Annotated in this window: 22 protein-coding genes and 2 pseudogenes; 8 read left to right on the forward strand and 16 right to left on the reverse strand. The window is 35.6% G+C overall.

Going from position 1 to position 25,812, the window contains the following annotated elements; genetic code table 11:
- Positions 1-206 precede the first annotated feature (206 nt).
- From D1003_RS07625 to recJ, 4 genes are all read right to left on the reverse strand, one after another.
- Positions 207-590, reverse strand: a complete 384-nt coding sequence (locus D1003_RS07625; protein ID WP_153936337.1) for an HU family DNA-binding protein — start codon at positions 588-590, stop codon at positions 207-209.
- Positions 591-1,415: 825 nt separating this feature from the next.
- Positions 1,416-1,757, reverse strand: coding sequence for a DUF3817 domain-containing protein (locus tag D1003_RS07630; protein WP_153936338.1), 342 nt, complete (start codon positions 1,755-1,757; stop codon positions 1,416-1,418).
- Between the two features lie 22 nt (positions 1,758-1,779).
- Positions 1,780-2,364 carry a nicotinate (nicotinamide) nucleotide adenylyltransferase gene (gene nadD / locus D1003_RS07635; RefSeq protein ID WP_014937962.1) on the reverse strand — a complete coding sequence of 195 codons (585 nt, stop codon included), beginning with the start codon at positions 2,362-2,364 and terminating at the stop codon, positions 1,780-1,782.
- A gap of 9 nt (positions 2,365-2,373) precedes the next feature.
- Entirely contained in the window at positions 2,374-4,083 is a 1,710-nt protein-coding gene (recJ, locus tag D1003_RS07640) for a single-stranded-DNA-specific exonuclease RecJ (protein ID WP_153936339.1), read from the reverse strand.
- A gap of 526 nt (positions 4,084-4,609) precedes the next feature.
- Between recJ and D1003_RS07645 the strand changes: the two genes are divergently transcribed.
- On the forward strand, positions 4,610-4,990 hold the full coding sequence (locus tag D1003_RS07645) for a septal ring lytic transglycosylase RlpA family protein (protein WP_153936340.1): 381 nt from the start codon (positions 4,610-4,612) through the stop codon (positions 4,988-4,990).
- 199 nt (positions 4,991-5,189) lie between these two features.
- Positions 5,190-6,860, forward strand: coding sequence for a glutamine--tRNA ligase/YqeY domain fusion protein (locus tag D1003_RS07650; protein WP_153936341.1), 1,671 nt, complete (start codon positions 5,190-5,192; stop codon positions 6,858-6,860).
- A gap of 343 nt (positions 6,861-7,203) precedes the next feature.
- Here the strand turns inward: D1003_RS07650 and gcvP are convergent, their stop codons facing one another.
- The 10 genes and pseudogenes from gcvP to D1003_RS11445 all read right to left on the reverse strand — a co-directional run bounded on the left by gcvP (position 7,204) and on the right by D1003_RS11445 (position 18,591).
- Positions 7,204-10,062: an aminomethyl-transferring glycine dehydrogenase gene (gene gcvP, locus D1003_RS07655; RefSeq protein WP_153936342.1), complete on the reverse strand. Its 2,859-nt coding sequence runs from the start codon at positions 10,060-10,062 to the stop codon at positions 7,204-7,206.
- 439 nt (positions 10,063-10,501) lie between these two features.
- Positions 10,502-11,122 carry a J domain-containing protein gene (locus D1003_RS07660; protein WP_311709965.1) on the reverse strand — a complete coding sequence of 207 codons (621 nt, stop codon included), beginning with the start codon at positions 11,120-11,122 and terminating at the stop codon, positions 10,502-10,504.
- Position 11,123: 1 nt separating this feature from the next.
- Positions 11,124-11,768 (reverse strand): NAD(P)H-binding protein, encoded by a 645-nt coding sequence (locus D1003_RS07665; RefSeq protein WP_153936343.1) that lies wholly within the window; start codon positions 11,766-11,768, stop codon positions 11,124-11,126.
- A 53-nt stretch (positions 11,769-11,821) separates the two neighbouring features.
- Positions 11,822-12,319 (reverse strand): thiol peroxidase, encoded by a 498-nt coding sequence (gene tpx / locus D1003_RS07670; protein WP_153936344.1) that lies wholly within the window; start codon positions 12,317-12,319, stop codon positions 11,822-11,824.
- A gap of 131 nt (positions 12,320-12,450) precedes the next feature.
- Positions 12,451-13,088 (reverse strand): annotated as a pseudogene (locus tag D1003_RS07675) (IS1595 family transposase).
- A 118-nt stretch (positions 13,089-13,206) separates the two neighbouring features.
- Positions 13,207-14,541 carry a trigger factor gene (locus D1003_RS07680; protein WP_153936345.1) on the reverse strand — a complete coding sequence of 445 codons (1,335 nt, stop codon included), beginning with the start codon at positions 14,539-14,541 and terminating at the stop codon, positions 13,207-13,209.
- A 191-nt stretch (positions 14,542-14,732) separates the two neighbouring features.
- On the reverse strand, positions 14,733-15,299 hold the full coding sequence (locus D1003_RS07685; RefSeq protein WP_153936346.1) for a hypothetical protein: 567 nt from the start codon (positions 15,297-15,299) through the stop codon (positions 14,733-14,735).
- Positions 15,300-15,336: 37 nt separating this feature from the next.
- On the reverse strand, positions 15,337-17,688 hold the full coding sequence (locus D1003_RS07690; RefSeq protein WP_153936512.1) for a TonB-dependent receptor: 2,352 nt from the start codon (positions 17,686-17,688) through the stop codon (positions 15,337-15,339).
- A 99-nt stretch (positions 17,689-17,787) separates the two neighbouring features.
- Positions 17,788-18,129: a hypothetical protein gene (locus tag D1003_RS07695; protein ID WP_153936347.1), complete on the reverse strand. Its 342-nt coding sequence runs from the start codon at positions 18,127-18,129 to the stop codon at positions 17,788-17,790.
- 246 nt (positions 18,130-18,375) lie between these two features.
- Positions 18,376-18,591, reverse strand: a complete 216-nt coding sequence (locus D1003_RS11445; protein ID WP_409347766.1) for a hypothetical protein — start codon at positions 18,589-18,591, stop codon at positions 18,376-18,378.
- Positions 18,592-19,292: 701 nt separating this feature from the next.
- On the opposite strand from D1003_RS11445, the gene D1003_RS07705 reads away from it, so the two are divergent.
- The 6 genes from D1003_RS07705 (at position 19,293) to D1003_RS07730 (ending at position 24,839) form a co-directional block, all read left to right on the forward strand.
- Positions 19,293-19,844: a serine O-acetyltransferase gene (locus D1003_RS07705; RefSeq protein ID WP_153936349.1), complete on the forward strand. Its 552-nt coding sequence runs from the start codon at positions 19,293-19,295 to the stop codon at positions 19,842-19,844.
- A 133-nt stretch (positions 19,845-19,977) separates the two neighbouring features.
- Positions 19,978-20,661: a carbonic anhydrase gene (locus D1003_RS07710; RefSeq protein WP_153936350.1), complete on the forward strand. Its 684-nt coding sequence runs from the start codon at positions 19,978-19,980 to the stop codon at positions 20,659-20,661.
- An 11-nt stretch (positions 20,662-20,672) separates the two neighbouring features.
- On the forward strand, positions 20,673-20,969 hold the full coding sequence (locus D1003_RS07715; protein WP_153936351.1) for a hypothetical protein: 297 nt from the start codon (positions 20,673-20,675) through the stop codon (positions 20,967-20,969).
- 148 nt (positions 20,970-21,117) lie between these two features.
- Positions 21,118-22,722: a SulP family inorganic anion transporter gene (locus tag D1003_RS07720; RefSeq protein ID WP_153936352.1), complete on the forward strand. Its 1,605-nt coding sequence runs from the start codon at positions 21,118-21,120 to the stop codon at positions 22,720-22,722.
- Positions 22,723-22,839: 117 nt separating this feature from the next.
- Entirely contained in the window at positions 22,840-23,730 is an 891-nt protein-coding gene (locus tag D1003_RS07725; protein WP_260393366.1) for a phosphatase PAP2 family protein, read from the forward strand.
- Positions 23,715-24,839, forward strand: a complete 1,125-nt coding sequence (locus D1003_RS07730; RefSeq protein ID WP_153936354.1) for a hypothetical protein — start codon at positions 23,715-23,717, stop codon at positions 24,837-24,839. The genes D1003_RS07725 and D1003_RS07730 overlap by 16 nt, the downstream gene beginning before the upstream one ends.
- A gap of 9 nt (positions 24,840-24,848) precedes the next feature.
- Here the strand turns inward: D1003_RS07730 and pth are convergent, their stop codons facing one another.
- Positions 24,849-25,412, reverse strand: a complete 564-nt coding sequence (gene pth, locus D1003_RS07735; RefSeq protein ID WP_014937982.1) for an aminoacyl-tRNA hydrolase — start codon at positions 25,410-25,412, stop codon at positions 24,849-24,851.
- 186 nt (positions 25,413-25,598) lie between these two features.
- A pseudogene (locus D1003_RS07740) lies at positions 25,599-25,691 on the reverse strand (transposase); the annotation flags it as partial.
- Positions 25,692-25,812 lie beyond the last annotated feature (121 nt).

Raw genomic sequence — 25,812 nt, forward strand, 5'->3', positions numbered from 1 at the left:
AAGGGGTAAGGGGTATGTACGCTTATTCAACTTTAAACATTGAATACTTGAACCTTGAACTAAAGCTCTTTGAACTAAATGAAAAAACGCCTTCCGCAAACGCCCTATACAAAGGCGTTCGCGAGGCACCCCAAAAACACACGTGTTTTTGGAGAAAAACACGTGTGCGGATTTTTTTTTCACGCGTGTTTTTTCCTCCAAACACGCTACATTTTTTCATACTTCAGCGTAGCCAACATTTTTTTGAGGTCTGTACCTGGGGTAAAAAGCACTTTGGCATTTTTAATTGCCGAAGCGGTTACTTCTTCCTCCGTGGCTTTACCCTCGCTACTGATGCTTACCCGCATACTGCCCATTTCGCCCAGCCTTACTACTTGCCCCTCCGCTAGAGAAGTCTGCATTACATCTACCAAAGCATACAACACCGCCCTGATGTCAGCACCGCTTACTGTGGAAATTTTCTCGATGTCCTTGGTAAGTCCTGCTAAAGTTTTCTCGCTTACCGTGTTTGCAGAAGCGTAATATTTCTTCTCGCCTCCACCGGCAACCCCAGGTTGCCCTTTCTGAATCACTTTGTACTTGATTGGCATAAGATTTAGATTTTAATTGTTAGTTGTTAAGTCGTTAAATTGTTAAGTTGTTAATTGCTAGTTGTTGGTTGTGAAATTGTGAAGTTGTAAAATTGCTAATGGTTAAGTTGTTAGTGGATATTAGAGGTTGGAGGTTCAGCTGTTCAAAGTTCAAGGAGCTGAAGCTGTTCAAGGTTCTATGTTTAAGGTTTAAGGGATATGTACGCTTATTCAACCTTGAACTCTTGAACCTTGAATATTTGAACTTTAAACCTTGAACTCTTGAACCAATGAGAAAACGCCTCCCCCCTCTCAACACACACAAAACGAGGAGGAAGGCTAAAACAGAACGAGCAAAATACCCCTTCTGTAGGCTAGAAGCCCCTAACCAAAACAACCCATTCAGCTTATGAAAAAGACTAACTTCTAGCGGATATTTATGAAAACAAAACTTAGCGTGTGCTAAATGCCAAATGCCTCTAACGGAAGCTAGAGGAATATAATTGATAATTGATGATAAAAATCTAGATAAAAAGTGGTATAATACGCGTACGCACGCAACTATTCTGTGTGTGTGTGTGTGTGTGTGTGTGTGTGTTTACACAATTATTTGGAACTACCAAATTTTTGTGTAAGTTTTTTTTACTTTTTTGTATATCGTTGGTATTGCGTATCATAAAAACTATGGCAAACATATTATCTTTTGCGGAAGTATGCAAGTTTTTAGTAATTTTTTACTTAAAAAAACCTTTAAAAGTTTAAGTCTAGTCTATAAATAAAAGACTCCTATCGGAATTAAAAAACAAGAAGTAATAAAAAACTCTAATCTTTATTGTAATACGGATTTTACTCTCTATCCATTTTTGCGAGTTTTCTTTCCACCCATATTGTTGCAAACGGAAAGAATGCCGCCAGTAGAGCAAATACGAAATCCTCATCGTCCCATTTAAAAATTCTTCTAGCAGGAAGACAGAGCAATAAATATAAAGTAAAAAACAAACCGTGTATATTACCTGCAATGATGATGAATATCGTAGGAAGAAGACCTTCGGTGTCGTAGCGTTTCCAAATCATAGCGATGCCGTAGAGTAAGAAGCAAGAAATGGCTTCTGCAACGCAGATTTGTTTAAACCATTTTATGAGTTTATTTTCAGGGTATTTGCTGAAAAATTTATCAATTATATTCATAATTCTATGTAAGCTGTAAAGTTTATTTATAAAAATGGCTTCCGTCTAAATACTCAAATACTTCAATAGGAAGCATAGGACGAGTATTTTTCCCATTCTTAATCATATTTCTAATTTCCGTAGAAGAAAGCTCTATAATAGGAGCATTGATTTGGTGAATGTTAGGGTGATTCTTGTAAGGATATTCCTCCTCTGGGTGTTCAAAAATTCTAGGGTAAACTATAATTTGGTGCTGTTCTACCAACCTATCGGCATTCTTCCATTTGTGTAGAGACGCTAGGTTGTCTTCACCCATGATAAGACTGAAACTATGGTCAGGATATTTCTCATGAAGATAGGTTAAGGTATCTATGGTATAGCTAGGTTGTGGGAGCGAAAACTCTATATTAGAGGCTCTCATTTTAGGGTAGTTTTTAATGGCAAGCTCTACCATTTCCAAACGGTTGTGGTCTGCTAGTAAAGATTTTTTTTCCTTAAACGGATTTTGAGGGCTTACCACGAACCAAAGCTCGTCCATATCGGAGTGTTCCAAAATGTAATTAGCCAAGATAAGATGCCCAATATGTATGGGGTTAAATGAACCGAAAAACAGGCTTACTTTCTTCATTGGTTGATATTAAGAGAATTTAACGCCTTTGATGTTGAGGTAATAAGTTACATTGCCTTTCCAGTGGTTTTCTTCTACGGTAAAGGCTAAATCAAAGGTTTTATTACGGAACTCGTCTGCGAAATGACCTAGTTTAAATCCTACACATTCTATATTCCGTTTATTGTTAGGGTTTTGAATATAAAACTTAATGTGGCTATTATCCTTACCCATTTGCTTTACATGCCCACTGATATTAAGATTTTTAAGGACTAAAATAGGCTTCATATTATGAGGACCAAACGGAGCTAGTTTTCTATGGAAATTATAGAAATCCTTATTTAAGTCGTCTATATCTACTACGGTATCAATAGTGATGCTAGGTTCTTTTTGATGTTCTTTGATATTCTTTGCAACTGTTTTTTCAAACTTTTCTTTAAAGAGTTCAAACTTTTCTTTTTCCATAGAAAGTCCAGCAGCAGCAGGGTGTCCTCCGAATTTTAGAAATAAATCCGAACATTCCTCCAAAGCCGCATGAACATCGAAATCTGATACCGACCTTGCCGAAGCTACAATCTCCCCATTATTACCATCGGTAAATACAACGGTAGGTTTATAATAAGTTTCGGTGAGCCTCGAGGCTACAATTCCTATAACGCCCTTGTTCCAATCGGAGCCATAAACTACGGTGGTGGCGTTTTGAGTTTGTTGGGTGTCTATTACTTGCTGGAGTGCAGCGGTGGTAGAACTCATATCCATTTCTCTCCTGTGGTCGTTGAGGTTTAGGATATTTTCTACAATCTGTGTGGCGTGCTTTAAGTTATCTGAAACCATGAGTTCCACAGCCGCTTTACCGTGTGAAATTCTTCCCGCGGCATTTATTTTTGGAGCAATTTCAAAGACGATATTAGAAATGTCAAAAGTCGCTAGTTTTTCTTTTGGGATTAAAAGCCTTATACCTAAATTTCTAGTTTTTCTCAAGGTTTTAAGTCCTAACTTTGCGAGTACACGGTTTTCGCCCGTCATAGAGACAATATCCGCTGCGATAGAAATGGCTAATAAGTCCGTAAGTTCATACAGCTCCTCATCAGGTATTTTATAAATGTTGTTGAGCCCTTGGCATAGTTTAAACCCTACACCACAACCCGAAAGCTCCTTGAAAGGATAACGGCAATCGGTTCTTTTAGGGTCTAGCACCGCCACTGCTTTAGGAATGTTTTCTCCTGGTAAGTGGTGGTCGCATATAATAAAGTCTATCCCCAACTCTTTAGCGTAGCCTATCTTATCAATAGCTTTTATGCCACAATCTAAAGCAATAATTAGCGAAAAGCCGTTTTCTTTAGCGAAATCTATCCCTTCTTTGGAAATACCATAACCTTCTGTATTTCGGTCAGGAATGTAGAAATCTAGATATTTCTTCTCTACAATTTTACTAAGGTATAGGTACATTAGTGCTACAGCAGTGGTGCCATCTACATCATAATCTCCATAGACTAATATTTTTTCTCCGTTCTCTATAGCGGTAGCAATGCGTTCTACGGCGTTTTGCATATCTGCCATTAAGAATGGGTTGTGTATATCTTCAAAATTGGGTTTAAAGAATTCTCTTGCTTTCTGATAATTGTCTATCTCGCGAAGGACGAGTATTTTAGACTCTAGTGTGCCATAGCCTATAGATGAAATAAGGGCATCTACTACTTCCTCACTAGGTTCTGGTTTGTAAATCCATTTTTGATTCATAGACCACAAAAGTAACGAAAAAAGGATAAATATAAAATTAGGATGATGGCAGTCTTGCTGATAAAACTTTCTAAGTTTGCCCCAGTTTATGCAGTACACTATCAACCACATACAAGAAAATGCAAAAAAGTTCCAAATAATTGTGTAAACACACAACAAGTAGTTTCGTGGGTATGTGCCCGACTATTTAGAAAATTACTTAGACTTTTATCGTTAAAACAAAGTATTATTCCGCCAACATTTGTTGGGGGCTTTTAGCATTCATCAATATTTGCTAAAAGCCCCATTGTTTTGTCTTAAAACTTGGTCGTTTTTGTTGGGAGAAAAATTAGCGGTTATAAAATAATTAACATTGGAAATTCTTTTTTAACATTTTTTAACAACCTTTTAAAATCGTTTTAAATAAAGGTTTTTAGAAAAAACTTAACATTTTATTAATGAAAAGTTAACTATTATTAACATATAAATATGGTGAGTAAAGAGACTAAGTATAAATTTGCTCCTATAAAACAAATAAAAATTCAAAATGATGAAAAGAACCATTCTCGTAATCATAATGATTATTTCTTTTGTAGGAATTTATTCGTTTAAAAGTAATAATGGTGAAACAGGCAGTGGCTACGCTTCTTATTACCACGACAAATTTAATGGAAGAAAAACAGCAAGTGGCGAAATTTTTAACAATAATGACCTCACTGCCGCTCATAAGAAATTACCATTCGGAACACTGGTAGAAATAACTAACCTTAGAACTGGTAAAAGTGTAGTAGTAAGAGTAAATGATAGAGGTCCTTATGTTAAAGGACGCTCTTTTGACCTCAGCAAAGCTGCTTATAATGCCATAGGAGACCACAGAAGAGGTACAATGCCTATCACTTATAAAGTTCTAAGTGAAGACGAGATTTAATTAAACATAAAAAGAAAACAAAAACTCATCTTATCTAAAGATGAGTTTTTTCTATTCTTAATGTTTGAAATAAAATAATAGATAGTAATCTCATAAACCATTTATACCAAAAATGGTTTATGCAAAAAGTGAAAATAAAAACAAATTTTAAACTCGCAAAAAATTCCTAAATTTGCGTCTTTAAGTTATTACAACCCTTATGGAAGAAAAGAAATCACTCAATTTTATTGAACAAATTATAGAAAAAGATTTAGAAAACGGACTACCTAAAGAAAAATTAAGATTTCGGTTTCCACCAGAGCCTAACGGCTATTTACACATTGGGCATACCAAAGCCATCTGCATCAATTTTGGTTTAGGCGAAAAATATAACGCTCCCGTAAACCTAAGATTTGATGATACCAACCCAGAGAAAGAAGAGCAAGAATTTGTAGACTCTATAAAGAAAGATGTAGAATGGCTAGGCTTTAAATGGGATAAAGAACTGTATGCGTCTGACTACTTCCAACAACTCTACGAATGGGCAGTAGAAATGATAAAACAAGGCAAGGCTTATGTAGACGAACAATCTTCAGAGGAAATTACCGCTCAAAGAAAAACTCCTTTTGAAGATGGAGTAGAATCTCCTTACAGAAATAGACCAATAGAAGAGTCTTTAGACTTATTTGAAAAGATGAAAAACGGAGAATTTCCAGAAGGTAGTATGAGTCTTCGTGCTAAAATAGATATGACTTCTCCAAATATGAATATGAGAGACCCTGTGATGTACCGTATCTTGAAAAGACCACACCACAGAACAGGCGAACAGTGGAAAATCTACCCTATGTATGACTGGGCTCACGGCGAAAGTGATTATTTGGAGCAAATCTCTCACTCACTATGTTCATTAGAGTTTGAAAATCATCGTCCGTTGTATGAATGGTACTTATCTAACGTCTATGAGGAAGGAAAAAATGCTCCTAAGCAAAGAGAATTTGCTAGAATGAATGTTTCTTATATGATTACTTCCAAAAGGAAATTACAGCGTCTAGTAGCCGAAAAAGTAGTTACTGGTTGGGACGACCCTAGAATGCCTACCATCTCTGGTATGAGACGATTAGGCTATCCGCCTATTGCTATTAAAAACTTTATTGAGCGAGTAGGCGTTACCAAAAGAGAAAATTTAATTGATGTACAGCTACTAGAATTTTTTGTAAGAGAAGAACTCAACAAAAAAGCCAAAAGAGTGATGGCAGTGGTAGATCCTGTAAAACTTATTATAGAAAACTACCCCGAAAACGAGGAAGAATGGCTAGAAACGGAAAATAACCCTGAAGATGAAACTGCAGGAACTAGAACTATCCCTTTCGCTAGAGAGCTTTACATAGAGAGAGAGGACTTCAAAGAAGAAGCTAATAAGAAGTTCTTTAGACTAAAATTAGGGGGCGAGGTTCGTTTAAAATCGGCTTACATAATTAAAGCAGAGCGTGTAGAGAAAGATGAAAATGGGGAAATTACTACGATATATGCTACTTACGACCCTAAATCAAAGTCTGGAAGCGGTACAGAAGAAAGTCTTAGAAAGGTAAAAGGGACTCTGCATTGGGTTTCAGCAAAGCACGCTTTGCCTATAGAGGTGAGAATTTACGACCGCTTATTTACTACGGCACAGCCAGATGCAGAAAAAGAAACCGATTTCTTAGAATACCTTAATCCTGACTCTCTAAAAGTAGTACAAGGCTATGGTGAACCATCACTAAAAGAAGTAGATACGGAAGCTCCACTTCAGTTCCAAAGGATAGGATATTTCACTAAAGACCAAGATTCCACAGAGGAGAAACTAGTTTTCAATAGAACCGTTACTCTTAAAGACTCTTACAAACCTGAATAAAATAAATATTTTTAAATCATAAAAAAGGTCAAATGCATGGAACGGTATTTGACCTTTTTTATTTTCCATCCTAAAAGACTGTTACAGATAGACTTAAGACTAGGAAACTATATTAAATAAACAAAAATAGCGATTATAAAAAAGATATTCTTAAATTGTTATACTCAATTAATTATATTAAAAAATATATCAAATTAACAATAACGTTTTATTATATATTGCCACATCATTATTTTTTGCGTAACGATATTTTAGGACTAGACATTAAAAGCACAAAAAAGACTACCCCCATAAAAGGAGGTAGTTTTTTTATTACATTACTTATTTGTAGAAAAAGTAATCCTTACATATAGTTCTCTATAGGTGCACAAGTACACACTAAGTTTCTGTCTCCATAAGCCTCATCTACTCTAGATACAGATGCAAAGAATTTATGCTCTCGTACCCAATCTAAAGGATAAGCTGCCTTCTCTCTAGAGTAAGGTTTGTCCCAAGAGTCAGAAAGTACCACTTGCTCTGTATGTGGTGCATTTTTAAGCACATTATTTTGAGCATCAGCTTGTCCGTTAGCTATTTCTTCTATCTCTTTCTTAATAGAAATAAGAGCTTCTGCAAAACGGTCTAGTTCAGCCTTACTTTCAGATTCGGTTGGCTCTATCATCAGCGTACCTGCCACAGGGAAACTTACCGTAGGTGCGTGGAAACCGTAGTCCATCAATCGTTTAGCAACATCGGCTACCTCTATCCCTAGTGTCTTAAACTGACGGAAGTCCACAATACACTCGTGTGCTACTCTGCCCTGAGCATTAGTATAAAGAATAGGGAAATGCTCCTTTAAAACATCTTTTAAATAGTTGGCATTAAGTATGGCATGCTCCGTAGCCTTTTTAAGACCTTGAGCTCCTAACATCTTGATATAAGCATAAGAGATATTAAGCACTAATGACGACCCATAAGGTGCAGAAGAAATTGCCTGAATTGCCTGTGAACCCCCTACCCCAATATTAGGATTAGACGGTAAAAACGGAACTAAATGCTCTGCCACACAGATAGGTCCTACCCCTGGACCACCTCCACCGTGAGGGATTGCAAATGTTTTATGAAGATTAAGGTGGCACACATCTGCCCCAATAAGCCCTGGACTTGTAAAGCCTACTTGAGCGTTCATATTTGCCCCGTCCATATAAACTTGTCCGCCGTATTGGTGTACTAAGCTGGTAATTTGTCTGATATTAGCGTCAAAGAAGCCGTAAGTAGAAGGATAGGTAATCATTACCGCAGAAAGGTTTTCGCGGTGTTCTTCTGCCTTAGCTTTAAAGTCTTCAAAATCTATTTCTCCGTTTTCTAGGTTTTTCACTACAACCACTTTCATACCTGCCATTACTGCCGATGCTGGGTTGGTACCGTGAGCAGACTGAGGAATCAACACTATATTTCTATGTCCTTCTCCTCTAGATTTATGATATTCTCGAATGACCATAAGCCCCGCATACTCGCCTTGAGCTCCAGAGTTAGGCTGTAAAGAAGTTCCTGCAAAACCTGTAATTTCTGCTAAATCTTTTTCTAATTCTTTAATCAATAACTGATAACCACCTGCTTGTTCCGTAGGTACAAATGGGTGAACACTACCCCACTCTGCCCAAGATAATGGCAACATTTCTGTGGCAGCATTCAGTTTCATTGTACAAGAACCTAGCGAAATCATAGAGTGAGTTAGAGATAAATCCTTTCTCTCTAATCTCTTGACGTAGCGCATCAGCTCCGTTTCTGTATGATACTTATTAAATACTTCATCTTTCAAGATTTCGTCCGTTCTTAATAAGTCTTTAGGTAAAGTACACGCTTCTTTTATATTGATTTTGAAACTTTGCTTCGCTTTAAAGTTCGCAAAAGCATCTAATAATTTTTGTAACTTATCTTCAGTACAAGCCTCATTGAGTGCGATACTTACGATGCCTTCGGTAAAGTAGTTTAGGTTGATACTCTGACCTCTCATTAGCATCATCAAGTTGAGTTTTTCTTCCTCTGAAAGTGCTATTTTAACGGTATCAAAACTAGCTTCCTCCACCACTTGATAGCCTAATATCTTTAAAGACTCCGCAAGTGCATTCGCTTTATAGTGAATTTGATCTGCAATAAACTCTAGACCTTTAGGTCCGTGATATACACAGTACATTCCTGCCATTACTGCTAAAAGAACTTGTGCTGTACAAATGTTAGAAGTCGCTTTTTCTCTTTTGATATGCTGTTCTCTAGTCTGTAATGCCATTCTTAGCGCTCTCTTACCATACATATCTTGAGAAACCCCTATAATTCTACCAGGTATATCTCTCTTGTAAGATTCTTGACAAGCAAAAAATGCTGCGTGTGGACCACCATATCCCATAGGAATACCAAACCTCTGTGTAGTACCTACCGCACAATCCGCCCCCATAGAGGCAGGAGATTTCAGCTTAACCAATGCCATTGGGTCGCAAGCCACCGCTACTTGTAGATTGTTTTCTTTATACTTAGCGATAGACTCTGTATAGTCTAATACCACTCCGTTTTTACCTGGATACTGAAGTAGCACACCAAAAAAGCCTTCGCTTAGATTTTCTTTTTCGTGGCAACCCACTACGATTTCTATTCCTAGTCCATCTGCTTTAGTTTGAAGTACAGCTACCGTCTGCGGTAATACTAACTCTGACACAAAAAAACGATTAGCTTCTGCTTTTTTCTGCTCTCTAGTTCGGTTTTCAAAGAACATATGCATAGCCTCTGCCGCTGCTGTACCTTCGTCTAGTAGAGAAGCATTGGCTAAAGGAAAGCCCGTTAACGAAGACACCACTGTCTGGAAGTTAAGCAACGCTTCTAGCCTACCTTGTGCTATCTCTGCCTGATATGGCGTATAAGCCGTGTACCAACTAGGATTTTCTAAAATATTTCTCTGAATTACCGACGGCAATATAACATTGTGATAGCCAAACCCAATGTAATTATCAAAAAGATAATTCTTAGAGGCTAACTCCTTAGAATGAGAAAGCATTTCGTACTCCGATAAGGGTTCTGAAATGCTTAAATCTTTATCCGCTCTAATATCTGCTGGTATGGTTTGAGAAATGAGTTCCTCTATTGAAGATACTCCTATCTTAGAAAGCATCGCCTGTGTGTCTTGCTCGTTAAGACTAATGTGACGATTAACAAAGGCTTGTGTATTCATAAATTTTCTATTGTTTTTTTATTAGATTACAGAGCGTAAATTTATTACTTTTTAGTTTTCTATACAAAGATTTTGTTCACTTATACACCAATCTTTTGTATTTGCACTACACTAATAGCCCCGATAGAAGCGGATACCCCACAGCGAAGAGGCGAAGTGAAGCGGAGCCTCTGAGCGAGGAGTATAAGCGGATAGCGGGAAGTAGCTCCTAAATAAAATCTGATAAATATCAGCTAATTTATAAATTTATTTTTATTTGTATTTAATCCAAATTAGACTATATTTGCAACATGAATACAGCAGTAATTCCTTTTAAAGTACCTGTGCTTACGCCAGCATTTTCGGCTGAACAAGAGATGTTTTGCAGCAAAAAGAAATGTTGTAAAAAGTTTAAAAAGGGCAAAAGGTGCAAAAAATGCCCTGGCAGATTGAAAATGGCTTAACGAAAAAGCAATAGCAAAAGTATAATTGCTAATAGTAAAGCTATGATATACGGAAGTTTGCTAGATTGGTTGGCAATACTCTGTTCTGTATTGGTAAAATGAGTTTCAGGGAGAGGTGTTTCTACCTCTTGTATTTCTTTTATAGTAATGCCTTTGGCAACGGTTTTTTGCAATAGTGTGTTGGTGGCGTTCAGTAAAATTCGGCACTCTCCGTTCGCATCAAATTGTGTGATTTTCACCTTTTTTTCTCCATAGTTTTTTACTAGACCAAAAGGGATTATTTTTATTACATCAGCGTTTTGTGTCTGCCAATTCAGGATAATTTCTTCGCCCTTTTTTACTCGGAGTTTATTTGCGTGGAAAGTCTTGATATAAGGCGGTTGGTCGGATTTGATGTTTTGTTGTATTTGTGCTAGTTTTTGGTCGTGTAAACTTCTACTACTTGAGTTGATAAGCACCTCGTAAGCCTCCTGAACTTCTCTGAAACGCTCCACAAAAAATGAATCGTTTTCGTTTTTATCAGGGTGATATTTAAGCGATAACTTTCGGTAAGCCTTCTTGATGTCTTCCGATGTAGCCTCTTCCGAAATTCCTAAAAAGTAATAGTAATTTTTCACCTCAAACCAATTCCAAAATTTGTTTTAGTTCTAAAATATGAGTGCCTGTTTTGTACCTTTCCACCGATTTTACCATTGCTCTACTTAAATCTTTCACTGATATAGGCTGATATTTTTTCAACAATCCTACTTTATTAAAAGTATTTAATATAGGTAGTGAAATACGCTCTCCCAATCTCTTGGTTTCAGGGCGTATAAGTAAACTTGGTCTTAAAATAAGAAGGCTAGGGAAATTAAGCTCTGTAATAGCCTCCTCTAGTTTACCCTTCATTTTAGAATAGAAAATTGGCGAATTTTTATCTGCTCCCATAGAAGATATTAAAACCAATGTAGAAACACCGTTTTCTTTAGCTATTTTAGCAAATGTGTATTGGTAATCATAATCCACACGCCACTGAGCGTCTTGACTTCCTGCGTCTTTAAGTGTAGTTCCTAAACAAGAAAATGCAACATCTCCGCTAATAATAGCCGAACTTTGTTCTAAATGATTAAAATCTACTTTACAAACCTCCACTTTTGGTAACGACAAAGCACCCTCTCTCCTAGATAACGCCACCATCGACTGATACGACAAATCGTTAGAAAGTGTATCTAATAGAGCCTTACCCGTAGCTCCCGTCCCACCAATAACTACTGCTTTTTTCATCTCATTAAAATACAAAAAGGGAGAGCCTACATTAGTTCTCCCTTCAAAAAGATTTATTTTAAGCTCGCTAAAGCGGCTTCGTAGTTAGGCTCGTTAGTAATTTCGGATACTTGTTCTGTGTAAATCACTTTATCATTTTCATCAGTGATGATAACCGCTCTACTCAACAATCCTTTAAGTGGTGAGTCTGCTAAAGTAACGCCAAATTCTTCACCAAAATTACTTCTGAAATCAGATAATGTTTCTACATTATTTAAACCTTCCGCAGCACAAAAACGCCCCAATGCAAATGGTAAATCTCTAGAAATGTTTATTACTACCGTGTTTTCTAATTTAGATGCCTCTTCATTAAATTTTCTCGCTGAAGCCGCACATACTCCCGTGTCTATACTAGGGAAAATGTTAAGTACTTTTCTTTTTCCTAAAAAGTCATTTTTAGTTTTTTCGCTTAAATCTGAAGCTACTAGATTAAAGTCTTTTATCGTTTCTCCTAGTTTAGGAAGTTCTCCTACACTACTAATTTCATTACCTTTTAATGTTAGTTTTGCCATTTTAAATGTTTTAATATTTATCAAAAATAAATATAAATTTCTTACAAACCTATTTATTAAGTCATTATAATTTATTGTATTATAGAACATGGATTGATTTTCGTAAATAAAGTAAGACTCTAGACTAGCAACTAGTTAAAATTTAGTAGTTTCCATAATTCTTTTTCCATATCCTTTGACTCTTTTCTCCATCTCCACTCATACTCTTTATAAATAGAGTACAAAAGTAGATTTCACCCCATTAAATTTTGTTCATCTTCGCTTGGTAAAACTCCAAAAACTTTCTATTCCATTAATATGAACACCATTCTGATTTGAAAAACTTTTACTCTTATCAATTCTAAAATGCTTCTTGTATCCCATATCTAAAAGTCCACTATAACCTCGCCAAACATCTGTAAACGAAATACTTTCCAATGAAACTTTTCCTCGAATAACTTTTTTTAACGTTTCACTTTTTGCATTTGGAATCAGTTCGGTATAAAACGTCTTTTCTTTCAAAAACGTCAAAAACAGATTGTTTCCAAGTTCCTCTTCCTCGTTTTTGTGGTCTGTTAGTCCCTCGTAATCGCCTTGCTCCAAAATAAACCTCATCTAATTCAACTTCTCCAAAAAAAATAAATTTAAATCTTCTTGTTGTTTTTTCAAAAATTACTTCCCGAAAGATCCTAAAATATCGGTTAATGGTGTTTCTATTGAGCTCTAAAATTTCTGCTATTTTCGCTGCATCAATATTGCTACAAAACACTTGATTATTTTTTACTTTAATAATGCATTGAATAGAATTATTGTTATTCCTGTTTAATTTATTGGTTACTAGATATAAAAAATCCTCGCTTTATATAAAAGCGAGGATTTTAAAAATATATTAAATTACAAGGGTAATATTAACCTTGTACTTCTTTTAAGAAATCATCATGAGAGATTTTACTTTCCTTTTTAGAAGCTTTCTCTAAGATAACATCTTTTAGTTTAGCCATAGCTACCTCTGAAGATATTTGTCTTACTTGCTCTTGGTTTTTAAGCATTTCTACAGCGTACTTTTGGATTTCCTCATCAGAAAGATGGTGGATGCCGTAAATAGCTAACTGATTTCTCACTAATTGCTCAGCTTGAGCTAAAACATCAGCATAATCTATCTTAACATCATTGTCAGACATTAGCTTACCTTCAATAACTTGATATTTAATTTGGTTCTTTTCCGCTTCAAATATCTCCTTAGCTTGCTCTTCTGTTGCAATATTTGGATTAGAGAACATTAACCACTTGATTAAGAATGTTTCTGGAAGTTTTACTTCTTCCTTTTCGGTGATTTGCTCCAATACCTTATTTACAAAGTGTACATCTGCATTCTGTTGGAAATATTCGTCTAATTCAGATTTTACTTTAGCTTTAAGCTCTTCTTCAGACTTTACAGTATCTTTACCGTAAACAGAGTCAAATAACTCTTGGTTTAGTTCAGCTAAGTTCAGTTTGTAAATATCTTTTACAGTTACTTCAACTTCATTGTGATGTAGTTGCTCCGCTTCTTCTTTAGCAAATCCTAAAAACTTAGCTAAATCCTCATCTTTAGTAAGGTCTTCTTTAGAAACTTTTACAGACTCCTCTTTTTTAAGTTTTTTAACCAATTCAAAAGCAACTTTGTTTTCAGCATTGATAACCACATGCTTAGGCGCGTGGTGGTGCTCACCTTCTGCATCTTCTTCTACCACTTGAGAAACTTCTAGAGAGATGTAAGAATCTTTAGTTATTTTTTCTTGAGCTTCTCTTTCGGCAAATCTCTTTTGCATATTCTCTATGCTTTGCCCTACTTCTTTATCAGAAGCCTCTATCTTGTAGTGAGGAGCTTCATATTTTGCTAAATCAATGTTGAAACTTGGTTCGAAACCTACTTCAAAAGAAAGTTCTAATTGCTCCTGATTAGTGTCTAGTTCTTCTACTGGAACTGGTACAGGCTGTCCTAATAGTCTTAGTTTATTTTCGTTGATATAGTTATTAAGACCTTCTGAAACTTGCTTGTTGATTTCCTCGTAAGTTAATCCAGCTTCGTACTGTCTTTTAATCATTCCTAGTGGAGCTTTACCTTTTCTAAAACCAGGAATAGTAGCGTTTTTAGCGTAGTTAATTAACTGTTTTTCAACTTTGTCTTTGTAATCTTTTTTATCCAAAGTTACTGTAAGCAAAGCGCTTACTTCATCGTGATTTTTACTCGTAACCTTCATTAATTGAAATTTTTATAGTGGCAAAAATAATAAAAATAACTGGCTTTTGGGCAATATTAGTATGAAAAAATCAGCTTCAAATTTTCGGAGCTGATTTCATTCTTCGTGTATAGTGATAAATAACTATTGTAAAGTGCAATTTTGGTAAATGAAAGCAAAAAATACTAATAATTGCTCATAGTTATATAATTTTATTTAACATTAAATGTAGCATCAATATCCTCTTCTCCACCTGTTACAGTTCCTGCTTCATCTCCATTAGCATCGCTCATTTTCACAGAAGTGGGAAGGTGGTAAAGTCTAATATTGGCTTTAGCTCCTGTTTTTGGAGCAGATGTTACTTGCCACTGTGTTTTTAGCCCTATCTTAGAGCCATCTTTTCTGGTGCTTTCAGCTTCGTCTTTTCTGGTAATTTTAACGTCTACATTAGAGAAATTGTAAGTGAAAAAATGTTCTTCCTTTAGTTCTATGATTTCACCAGTTACATCGTGGGTATGGTTATCATGAGGAGCCACTAAAGATAGTTGAACGTTATAAGTATTGTTTTCTTTTAAAATTAACTCTTTATCAGCGCCTTCTGCACTAAATGTAGCCGTCTGAGTACTGTTGTCAGCAGTATTGGTAAGTGTAACGGTGAGGTATTGTACTTCATCGTGGTTATGCACTTCTACAGGCACTTCATTATTGTCTCTACAAGAGTTGAGTGCTAAAATACTTATTACAGATAATACTACAGTTTTTAAAAGTGAATGTTTCATAATGTTTTAAAATTGTTTAAATTAAAAATGTTAATAGTTAAAAATTAAATTGACAAGTGAAAATAATATTTCGTCCCAAAGCATCAGAGAAAAATCTCAACCGATTAAGATATTCTCTGTAAGTTGTGTTGAATATATTATTAACACTCAAATTAAGCTGAATGTTTCTAGTGAGCTTTGCTCCAGCATTGAAGTTCCAAATCTGATAACCTGTGGGCGGTGTGCTAATGTCTAGCCACTCTTTGGTTATTGTATTGTTCTCATATACATCGTAGGATAAAAGTCTCATAGGAAATCTTTTCTGCTTAAATACCACTAGGTTTTCTATTTGTATATGCCACGGTTTTTTATCTTTGCTATCATATCTTAGGGCGTTTTTAATCTGCATTGGAGGCATAAGTATCAGAGGTTCTTTGTGAGTTAAATCTTGTCCGTACACATAGCTCATCGCTCCATTCCATTGTAATTTTGGGGTAATGTTAAGCTCCAAATCTATGTCTATTCCATACATTTTGGCTTTAATCTGTTGATATTGCCATACAGGAAAATTCCCACGAATGGTACTTTCCACTCCGTTAGGCGTTTGGTTAATAAAACTATCGGAGGTGAAATAGTATGGATTAAGATTAAGTTTAAAACCATTAAGAACGGAGGCTTTTATACCAATGCTTAGGTGGGCTTGGTAGGTTTCCTCGTTTTTGATGCTCATACTTCCCTTTTCAATGATGGCGGCAGCGTGGTGTAGTCCATCAGCGAATAATTCTGCGATATTAGGACTTCGGCTATTTCTTATCAAATTAAGTTTGGTAGTAAGAAAGCGAGTGGGCTGATATTCCATACCCAACGATGCTGATATATTGTGATAATAAAGTTTCGGACGCACCAATGTTTTCACACCTTTGCTTTCAATTACAAACTTCTGAAATGCTTGGGTGTAAGCTACCCAATCTTTATTAAGATAATATTTATAAACATCATAGAAATTCATATCATACCTTAAAGCCGCTTCCCATTTCCAAAGATTTTTTTGATACTTGAAAATAGAAAAAGCACCAGTATCATACCTGTGGTAATCTGGTATTAAACGAGAACGCTCCGTTTTTGGGTCGGGAAAATTAACTTGATAATTTCCTGATAAGCCTGTTTCCCACTGCCAGTTGGGTCTTTCTAATAGATGATAAAGAGCCAAACTTTGGGTGGTTAGTAATAGGTCGGTAGCAGGTTTATCGTTGTACGCTCCTCTACGAATATCATATTCAAATCTATGATTTTGCTGAAAGGCATACTCTAAAGTAAATTTTCCTAGTTTTCCTAACCTTTTGTAAGCCTCCAATTTAGCAATATGATGGCTGACTTCTTGTTTAGGATTCTCTATTTTATAACCAAAATTACCTGTAAAGTAGGATTGTCCGTTATTGATGGCATCGGCAAAGTTTCGTGCATTACTGATATGAGCTCCTTTATAAATTCCAAAATTTTGGTTGATGAAAGAATATTTAGCCGTGATTCCGTATTCGTATTCCCTTTTTTGTAGAGAAAAATGGAAGGCGTTTTCATCTGTACCTGTATTTTGTAAACTATAATGAGGCGTTTCCAAATCTCCTAGTTTCTTGGCAGAACCTTGCGTCCGCAAAGCCCAACCGTTTTGCCAAGTCTTTGTAATGTCCATATTCAGAGCTAAGCCTTTACCATTGCTGATGCCCGATAAAGCTACTTTGCCCATAAGGGTGTCTTTTTTAGGGTATTTGGGACTTTCTAATAGTATAACGCCACCTATGGCATCTCCACCGTACTTTAGTGCAGACGCTCCCTTTACAACATCTATATGGTCAAAAGTGTTGGGGTCCACGCTAGGAGCGTGTTCTATGCCCCACTCTTGTTCTGCCATTTTGATGCTGTTGTTCATCACTAATACTCTACTGCCGTAAAGTCCTTGTATGACGGGTTTAGAAATGTTATTCCCTGTTTTGATACTATTTACCCCAGAAATTTCAGACAATATATTGCCTAGATTTTCGGTAGTTTTTTGTGCTAAAAAAGACTGTTCTAATGTTTTGATAACCGCTGTCCCTGACTTTTTATGAATACCGTGTACTACTACCGTTTCTATTTCATTAGTATGATGTTCAAGGAAGATATTGATTTTAATATTACTATTAAGCGTTATCTTTCTAGTAAAAGATTCACAATCTAAGTGAGTTACTAAAAGATGATAAGTTCCTTTTTTGTAAGAAAAATTAAAATTTCCTTGAGTGTCAGAAGTGGTGATGAGTTTTCCGTTAATACTTATTTTAGCATTAGCTAAAGGTGTATTGTCGTGCAAATCTCTTACCTGCCCTTCTATGAGATAAAGCTGTGCATTTAGAACAGTGCTGAAAAACAGCATCATTCCAATCCAAATTGATTTCATTTAAAGATATGAAAATTAAAAGGTTAAAACCGTGTTCTAACAATGGTAGAACACCTAGTGAAAACGATGTTATTTCTATTAAATGGAAGGCGGTCCTCTAAGTAAGAAATAAATAGTCTGATTTTGAAGGGTATTTAGCATTTTGTAGCCTACGATAAGAATCGTAATTACTGATACTAAAACTTCAAAGTTTACCTTTTCGGGAAGTAGAGAATGTCCTGAAATGAAAAAATGACAGATAGAACAATCATCTCCCTTTAAATTGATTATCTTGTGATTCTGTTTTTGGGAAGAACTATAATTCCTATTGAAAGTTTCTTGGTGCGAGTGGAATACACTAGCCATCAGTAAAACCAATGTGTAAACCCACGCTAGACTTATACTTGTGATTTTTCTAAAAAAAGGCTTTCCAAAAAACATTCTGCAAAGGTAAAAAACTTTTATTTAACCTATTGTACATTTAGAACAAATTGATTTTTTAAGTTACTCAAACCTCTCTTGAAAGCAAAAAAATAAGATATTGAATCATTGTGAAAAATATGAATTTCGATACTATCCTTAGTACTAAATACTAAAAGATTTTCACAAAGTTGAGTCGAGGGAAAATTACCTACATAATTGAGCAATATTAGTTTCTATTCTCTTTTTTATTTTCATTTCTTATTTTCAATTTTGTTTTGGAAAATTTAACAAAGTAATATCCGTTTTCCACATCGGAACCGAAAGATTTATCCTAGCATAATTGAATAAATCTACCTGCAATGCTTTACTGATGTATCCTATGCCTCCGATTAGCAAACAATTTTTTAAGTTTTCTTTAATATTGCGAAGGTTATTCACATCGTGAACATTTGTAGATGAAAAATCGAAAGAGTGGAAGATTCCCTTCTTGTCACAAACAGCGTGAAATTTATAGCCTAAATATTTCGACTTTTATGCAGCGACAGGTTTAATCTCATCCGTTGAACAAATTGAAAAACAGTTTGCACAGTTAATTTTACCTATTTGAATCGGTATCGAATCTACAATGAAAATACCAATAAAATCTAAAAACTTGTGACTCAAAGTTTCCCTGATTTTTTCAAGCTTTCTTTTCCTTTTATATAACGCTTCATTCAATTTTTTCTTCCAAATCAGTTCTGAAATACATCTAACACAACTTTTATAGGCATATTATTGAGTACCATAACTTCCAAATCAGACAACCAAGAGGTCTAATCCGTCTGTTTGGAAGTCTTATGTCGAACCACTCGTTAGGTTTATTTTAGAATAAATCTGTAATTTTAGACGAGAACGCTTATACATTTAATGCACTTATAATTAAATATACTATTCTTATCATAGATAATCTTTTCTCTCTTTTAATTCCTAAACAGCGGGGAGTTAAAGCTGTTTGTGCCCTCTAGTCCTTGCGGTGGCTTGGGCTCGGTCTTCGGGCAGTCGCTATCTTATAAAATCCAAAGGTTAATTCCTTTTATTTTTTATAAGATGAGCTCCCACAATGCCCTTCGCCCTCACGCACGGTCTGGATATTATAGAGATATTTCTCTATCTTTGCCATAATTGTTATCAATCTACCTTAGATGAATTATACAACTGTACAAAAAGACTTCTATCGAGAGAGCGGAAAGTGGCTTTCGGGGATACAGATATTGAAAAAATGTTTTAGCCCTAATCTTCATTATATTTATTGGTTTCGTAAAGCCCAAAAATACAAAAGTACCCCTTTTTTAGGGACTATTGTACGATTTATTCTTAGGCATTATCAAATAAAATACGGTTTTCAGATTTATCCCGAAACTCAAATAGGAGAAGGCTTTTATTTGGGGCATTGGGGGGTGGTAGTCATCAATCCGAAAACTATTATTGGTAAAAATTGCAATATAGCGCAAGGGGTTACTATAGGTCAGCAGAACCGAGGTAAAAAACAAGGAGTACCTACTATTGGAGATGAAGTTTGGATTGGAGCTAACGCAGTAATTGTGGGTGGAGTAACCATAGGGAATAATGTGCTCATTGCTCCTAATGCATATGTGAATACCGATGTGCCTAGTGGTTCCGTAGTTATGGGAAATCCAGCACAAATTATCCCCAATGACCAAGCAACAGAAGGGTACATCAATCATAAAGTTTAATTATAAAAAGTGTTAAAAAGCACTTTAATTCATTCAAAAACATTATATTTGCACGATTTTTGATACCCTAGGGTGTTGACGGTAGTTTGAAAATTATTTAAAACGAGGAGACTAATTTTAAATTTTATATATTATGCCAAATTCGTATGAAGTAATTTTCGAAAACAACAAAAAGTGGGTAGAAAGTAAGCTAGGAGAAGATGTTGATTTTTTCAAAAACTTAGCTAAAAATCAAACACCAGATTTTCTTTATATTGGATGTTCGGATAGTAGGGCTACAGCAGAGGAGTTAATGGGGGCTCAGCCGGGCGAAGTGTTTGTTCACAGAAACATAGCTAATGTGGTGAATACTTTGGATATGAGTTCTACAGCCGTTATACAATATGCGGTAGAGCATCTCAAAGTAAAACATATTGTAGTCTGTGGACACTATAACTGTGGAGGTGTAAAAGCGGCAATGTCTTCTCAAGATTTAGGATTGCTTAATCCTTGGTTGAGAACCATTAGAGATGTTTACAGATTACACCAAGCAGAGCTAGATGCTATCGAGGACGAACATAAACGTTTTGATAGATTAGTGGAACTTAATGTTCAGGAGCAATGCATCAATGTAATTAAAATGGCGTGTGTGCAAGAAAGATACATTTTAGAAGAGTTTCCTATTGTACACGGTTGGGTATTTGATTTAAGGACTGGGAAGTTGATAGATTTGAATCTTGATTTTGCTAAGATGCTTAAAGATATTCAAAAAATCTATAACCTAACAGATTCTGATTGGGTAATGAGTAGAAGAAATAACAAAAATCTAAATCCTTAAAAGTTTTTTAGATGAGGTTTAAAAGTATTTTATTATTGATGATTTTCCTAAACTTTATGGCGTTACCGAGTATTGCCAAGGTGTTTGGTGAGGATATTTCGTCAGTTACTTTTACAATCTCTGAAGAAGAAACATCATCTGGAGAAGCCTCGTTGTTTTCGGAAAAGATGATTTCAGAAGCTATGAGTTTGCAGGGCTTTTCTTCGTTATCTAGCTACGAATACATCAGTCAAGTATTTGTAAGTATTGATGATGTAGCTTACCTTTCTCCGTTCTTATCGGTACACTACACGCCTCCAGAGGCTTAACATTACTTAATTATCTCTTCTTTGTTTTTTAAGAAGTTTTATTAGATATTTTATCAATTTTAGTCGTTTGAAATAATGGTGAGCCTTCTTGAGAGGAAGGTTTGCAGGTTATGTAAAAACGAAAGTTCTACTTAATTCAATATTTAAAATGAAAAAGACATCTTTATTAGGAGGTTTTAAAGAAAACTTTCCTTCAGGACTTGTTGTGTTCTTGGTAGCATTACCATTGTGTTTAGGAATTGCATTAGCATCTGGAGCACCACCACTTTCTGGTATTATTTCTGGTATCATAGGTGGGATTGTGGTAGGTTATATTAGTAATTCACATATATCCGTATCAGGACCTGCTGCTGGTTTAACAGCTATTATCCTTACGGCTATCACAGATTTAGGAGCGTTTGAGCTTTTCCTTTGTGCTGGTATTATAGCAGGTGTGATACAGTTGATTTTAGGGTTTGTGCGTGCAGGTAGTATTTCTAATTATTTCCCTACTAATGTGATAGAAGGTATGCTTGCTGGTATTGGAGTTATCATTATTATGAAACAAATCCCGCACGCTTTAGGGTATGATAGCGATTTTGAAGGAAATGAAACCATTTTTGATAACGGCTATAATCTTGATTCTATATCTAGCTATCTTCAAAATCTTAGCTCATCAGTTCATATGGGTGCAATTATAGTAACATTAGTTTCTCTTGCAATTCTTTTGTTATGGGACAATCTGGTAGCACTTAGAAAGCTTAAAATGTTACCAGGAGCATTAGTAGCGGTAGCGGTAGGTATTTTATTAAATGAATTTTTCAAGGCTAGTGGAAGTTCTTTAGCAATAAATGAAGAACATTTGGTTAATTTACCTGTACCTCAATCTGCTGAAGATTTTAAAAATATGATTGTATTACCTGATTTTTCAGGCTTTACTAATCCCCAAATTTGGGTAGTGGGGGCTACTATAGCTATTGTAGCTTCTATAGAAACATTATTGTGTATTGAAGCAGCAGATAGATTAGATAATAAAAGAAGAATTACAGATACCAACTTAGAACTTAGAGCTCAAGGGATAGGTAATATGGTGAGTGCCTTTATTGGGGGACTTCCAATGACTTCGGTAGTAGTTCGTTCTTCAGCTAATGCCAATGCGGGAGCTACATCTAAAGTTTCGGCTATTATACATGGGGTATTGTTATTAGTTTGTGCAGTATCTATACCTATTATCCTTAATAAGATACCTTTGGCTACTTTAGCAGCAGTACTTCTTTTGGTAGGATATAAATTAGCAAAACCATCTACAATTGCTCATTTTTGGCATAAAGGGAAGTATCAATTCATTCCTTTCATCGCTACGGTAGTAGCAGTTGTGGCTACAGACTTACTGAAAGGAGTGGGTGTAGGTATGGCGATTTCTATATTCTATATTTTACAAGGGAATATGAAAAGAGCGTACTATTTTAGCCGTGAAGAGTTAGACGAAGCTGATGAGGTTACTATAAGATTAGCAGAAGAGGTGTCGTTCCTGAACAAAGCGGCTATAAAGAAGACTTTAAAAAATATAAAATCTAATTCTAAAGTAACTATAGATGCGAGAAATACCTCTTATATTACTACAGATGTATTAGAATTGATACAAGATTTTGCTAATGTAAGAGCTAAGGAGGAAGATATAGAAGTTATTTTATTAGGGTTTAAAACCTCTTATAAAGACTACGAAGACGACCAGCATTCTCATATAGAACTTGGTCACGGTAAAGCAATTTAATTTCATTTTATAAGTTTTTCACTAGGAGTTGGGCGTCAGTTTATAAAGCTGAAGCCCAACTTTTATTTTTAATTGCCCTTAAACATAAATCTTGTATCTTTGGGGGCTTTTTTATCTATGAAGAAAATATTAGAGAGAGTTTCGTTGTGTTGGTTTAGTTTAACCTTTTATATGATGGTTACGCTAGTATTGGTGTTGCTGGTAAAACCCGATGGCTTTTTTCTTATGCCAATATTAGAAGGGAGATTTTATTTTTTTGCAGTGTTTTTAGGGGCTTTATTTTTTGATAATCAACTGAAAAATTACCCAAAGATAAAAATGCTGGTAAGCTGGTTGTTGGCTTATGCCCTTTTAGGTATGGTTTATAAGGAGACAGCACAACTCAATCTTATGTTTTTTGATAAAATAGATAGTTGGCTGATTAAAGCAGACAATCTCTTGTTTGGCTTTCAGCCCTCGTTAGAGTTTTCTAAGGTTTTTGATTATCCTTGGTTTAGTGAGCTAATGTTCTTAGGGTACTTCTTCTATTACCTAATGCCTCCCATTGTGATGGGAATGCTTTTCAAGTACAAGCCTCATCTACTGGAGTTTTTTGGTTCTTTATTGATAACTGCTTTTGTTATCTATTACACTATTTTTATTTTTGTTCCAGCAGAAGGACCGCAGTTTTATTTCCCATATCCTAGCAATACGGTAGAAGCCTATGGTCTTTTTGGAATGGCAGTAAAACAAATCCAGTTGATGGGCGAAGCTCCTACAGCGGCATTTCCGAGTTCTCATGTGGGCGTGAGTGTAGTCGTTCTGATTTGGCTATTTAAACATTACAGAAAATTATTTTTCTTAATATTGCCATTTACATTTATTCTTGTTTTCTCTACGGTGTATATCAAAGCACATTATGCGGTAGATGTTTTAGTGGGAGGAGTTACAGGAGTATTGGTTTACTTGCTTAGTTCAAGTATGACTTTATTTTTTATAAAAAAACGAAAACAATGGAAATCATTATAAAACAAGTAGAAGGTGCTAAAGAACTTAATACTTTTATCTACCTTCCAGAGAAGATACACCATAATCATCAGGAGTGGCTACCGCCTCTCTACATAGATGAAGAGAAGTTTTTTAATCCTAAGAGAAACCCCGCATTTCAGCATAACGACACCATTCTATTATTAGCTTACCAAAATGGAAAAGCGGTGGGTAGAATTATGGGGATTATACCACATGAGTATAACAAAAAACAAAACCTTAAAACAGCAAGATTTAGCTATTTTGAATGTTATGAAGACGAAGCTGTATTCTCGGCGTTACTAAAAGAGGTAGAGCAATGGGCGAAGTCTAAAGGTTGCGAAGAGCTTATCGGACCGATGGGATTTTCCGACAAAGAGCCTCAAGGGTTTCTTACCAAAGGATTCTCTGAACCTACGATGATGATTACCAATTCTAGTTTTGAGTATATGTCTAGAATGATTTTGGCTTCGGGGTATAGTTCTTTTGTGGAGTTGTGCCAATATGATGTTCCACTAACTTCTAAAATTACCGAACGCTACGAGGCTTTTACAGAAAGAATACAAAGCAGAATGAACATCACGGTGCATCAGTTCACTTCAACGAAACAGGTAAAGCCTTTTGTGAGGTCGGTGTTTAACCTTATCAATGCTACTTATCAAGAAATCTATGGTTTTACTTCTATTTCTGAGGAAGAAATGGATGAGTTTGCCAACCGTTTTCTCCCATTATTAAATCCTAAGTTAATTAAAATTATTAGTGATGGTTCGGGGAGAGTAGTGGCGTTTGTAATAGCGATGGCAGACCTAAGCCAAGGGATTAAAAAGGCTAAAGGTAGACTGTTGCCATTGGGTTGGTTCCATATATTAAGAGCGTCTAAAATATCTAAACGATTGGTGCTATTGTTAGGAGGCATTGCACCAGATTATCAAAACAAAGGTCTAGATGCGGTTTTGGCGACGCACCTTTTTGGTTCTGCGATTAAGCTAGGCTTTAAATCGGTAGATAGCCACCTGATTATGAGAGAAAACCATAAGATGCGTGCAGAGATAGAGCGTTTGCCTAACCACAGAATGTACAAGGAGTACACTATTTATAAAAAGGAAATTTAGCGAAGCGGATTACTTTCCATTAAAGCCCGTCATCGCATTTTGGATACCTGCAAATACAAAAGCTAAAGAAGCCTTAGTAAATTGTTCTAGGCGTTCTGGGAGTTTGCTTTGTTCCTCTTCAGTCCATTTGCCGAGTACATAGTCCACTTGCTTACCTTCGGAGAAATTGGCAGAAATACCAAACCTTAATCTTGGGTAGTTTTGCGTTTGTAGGAGTTCTTGGATATTCTTTAGTCCGTTATGTCCTGCATCTGAGCCTTTCATTTTCATTCTAAGCGTACCGAAAGGCAAGGCTAAATCATCAGTGATGACAAGCAAATTTTCTAGCGGAATGTTCTCTTTTTTTAGCCAAAACTTCACGGCGTTACCGCTTAAATTCATATAGGTGTCGGGTTTTAGTAATATTACTTTTCTGCCCTTATATTTACCCTCTGCTACCCAGCCAAAGTTAGCTGTTTTAAAAGGAGCCTCTATGCTTTCTGCAATTTTTTCTACAACTTTAAAGCCTACATTGTGGCGAGTCTCTGTGTACTCGTCTCCTTTGTTGCCAAGCCCTACGATAAGGTATTTCATGGTTTTACTTTATTTTTAATGCGGTGCAAATTTAGAGTAATAATTGGTTTTAAAAAAGTTTTACTATCTAAGAAAGCCTTTATGAGAAGCAACAAAAAATCCCTCCAGTAGATTTGGAGGGATGGGTTTATCAAAATTTACTCAACCTGAATTCAGGTTAAATAAAACGATAAAAGCTCCCGCTCTCCCCTTTTCATTACATACAAAATGTAGTTTGAAGCTGTAAAACCACCTCATAGAAGACTTTCCTCGTTCGGCCAATCCCTTGAATATCTTGTGGACTTTAATGTAGTGTTGTCCATAAAACTGATTCCTATATATTTTCCTAAACACCTTTCTTTTGAGAATAAAGAAAAAACAACGAAACTTCTCTGCTTTAATTCCAAAATCTTATATCCTT

This window comes from Riemerella anatipestifer (assembly GCF_009663465.1).
GTDB lineage: Bacteria > Bacteroidota > Bacteroidia > Flavobacteriales > Weeksellaceae > Riemerella > Riemerella anatipestifer_C.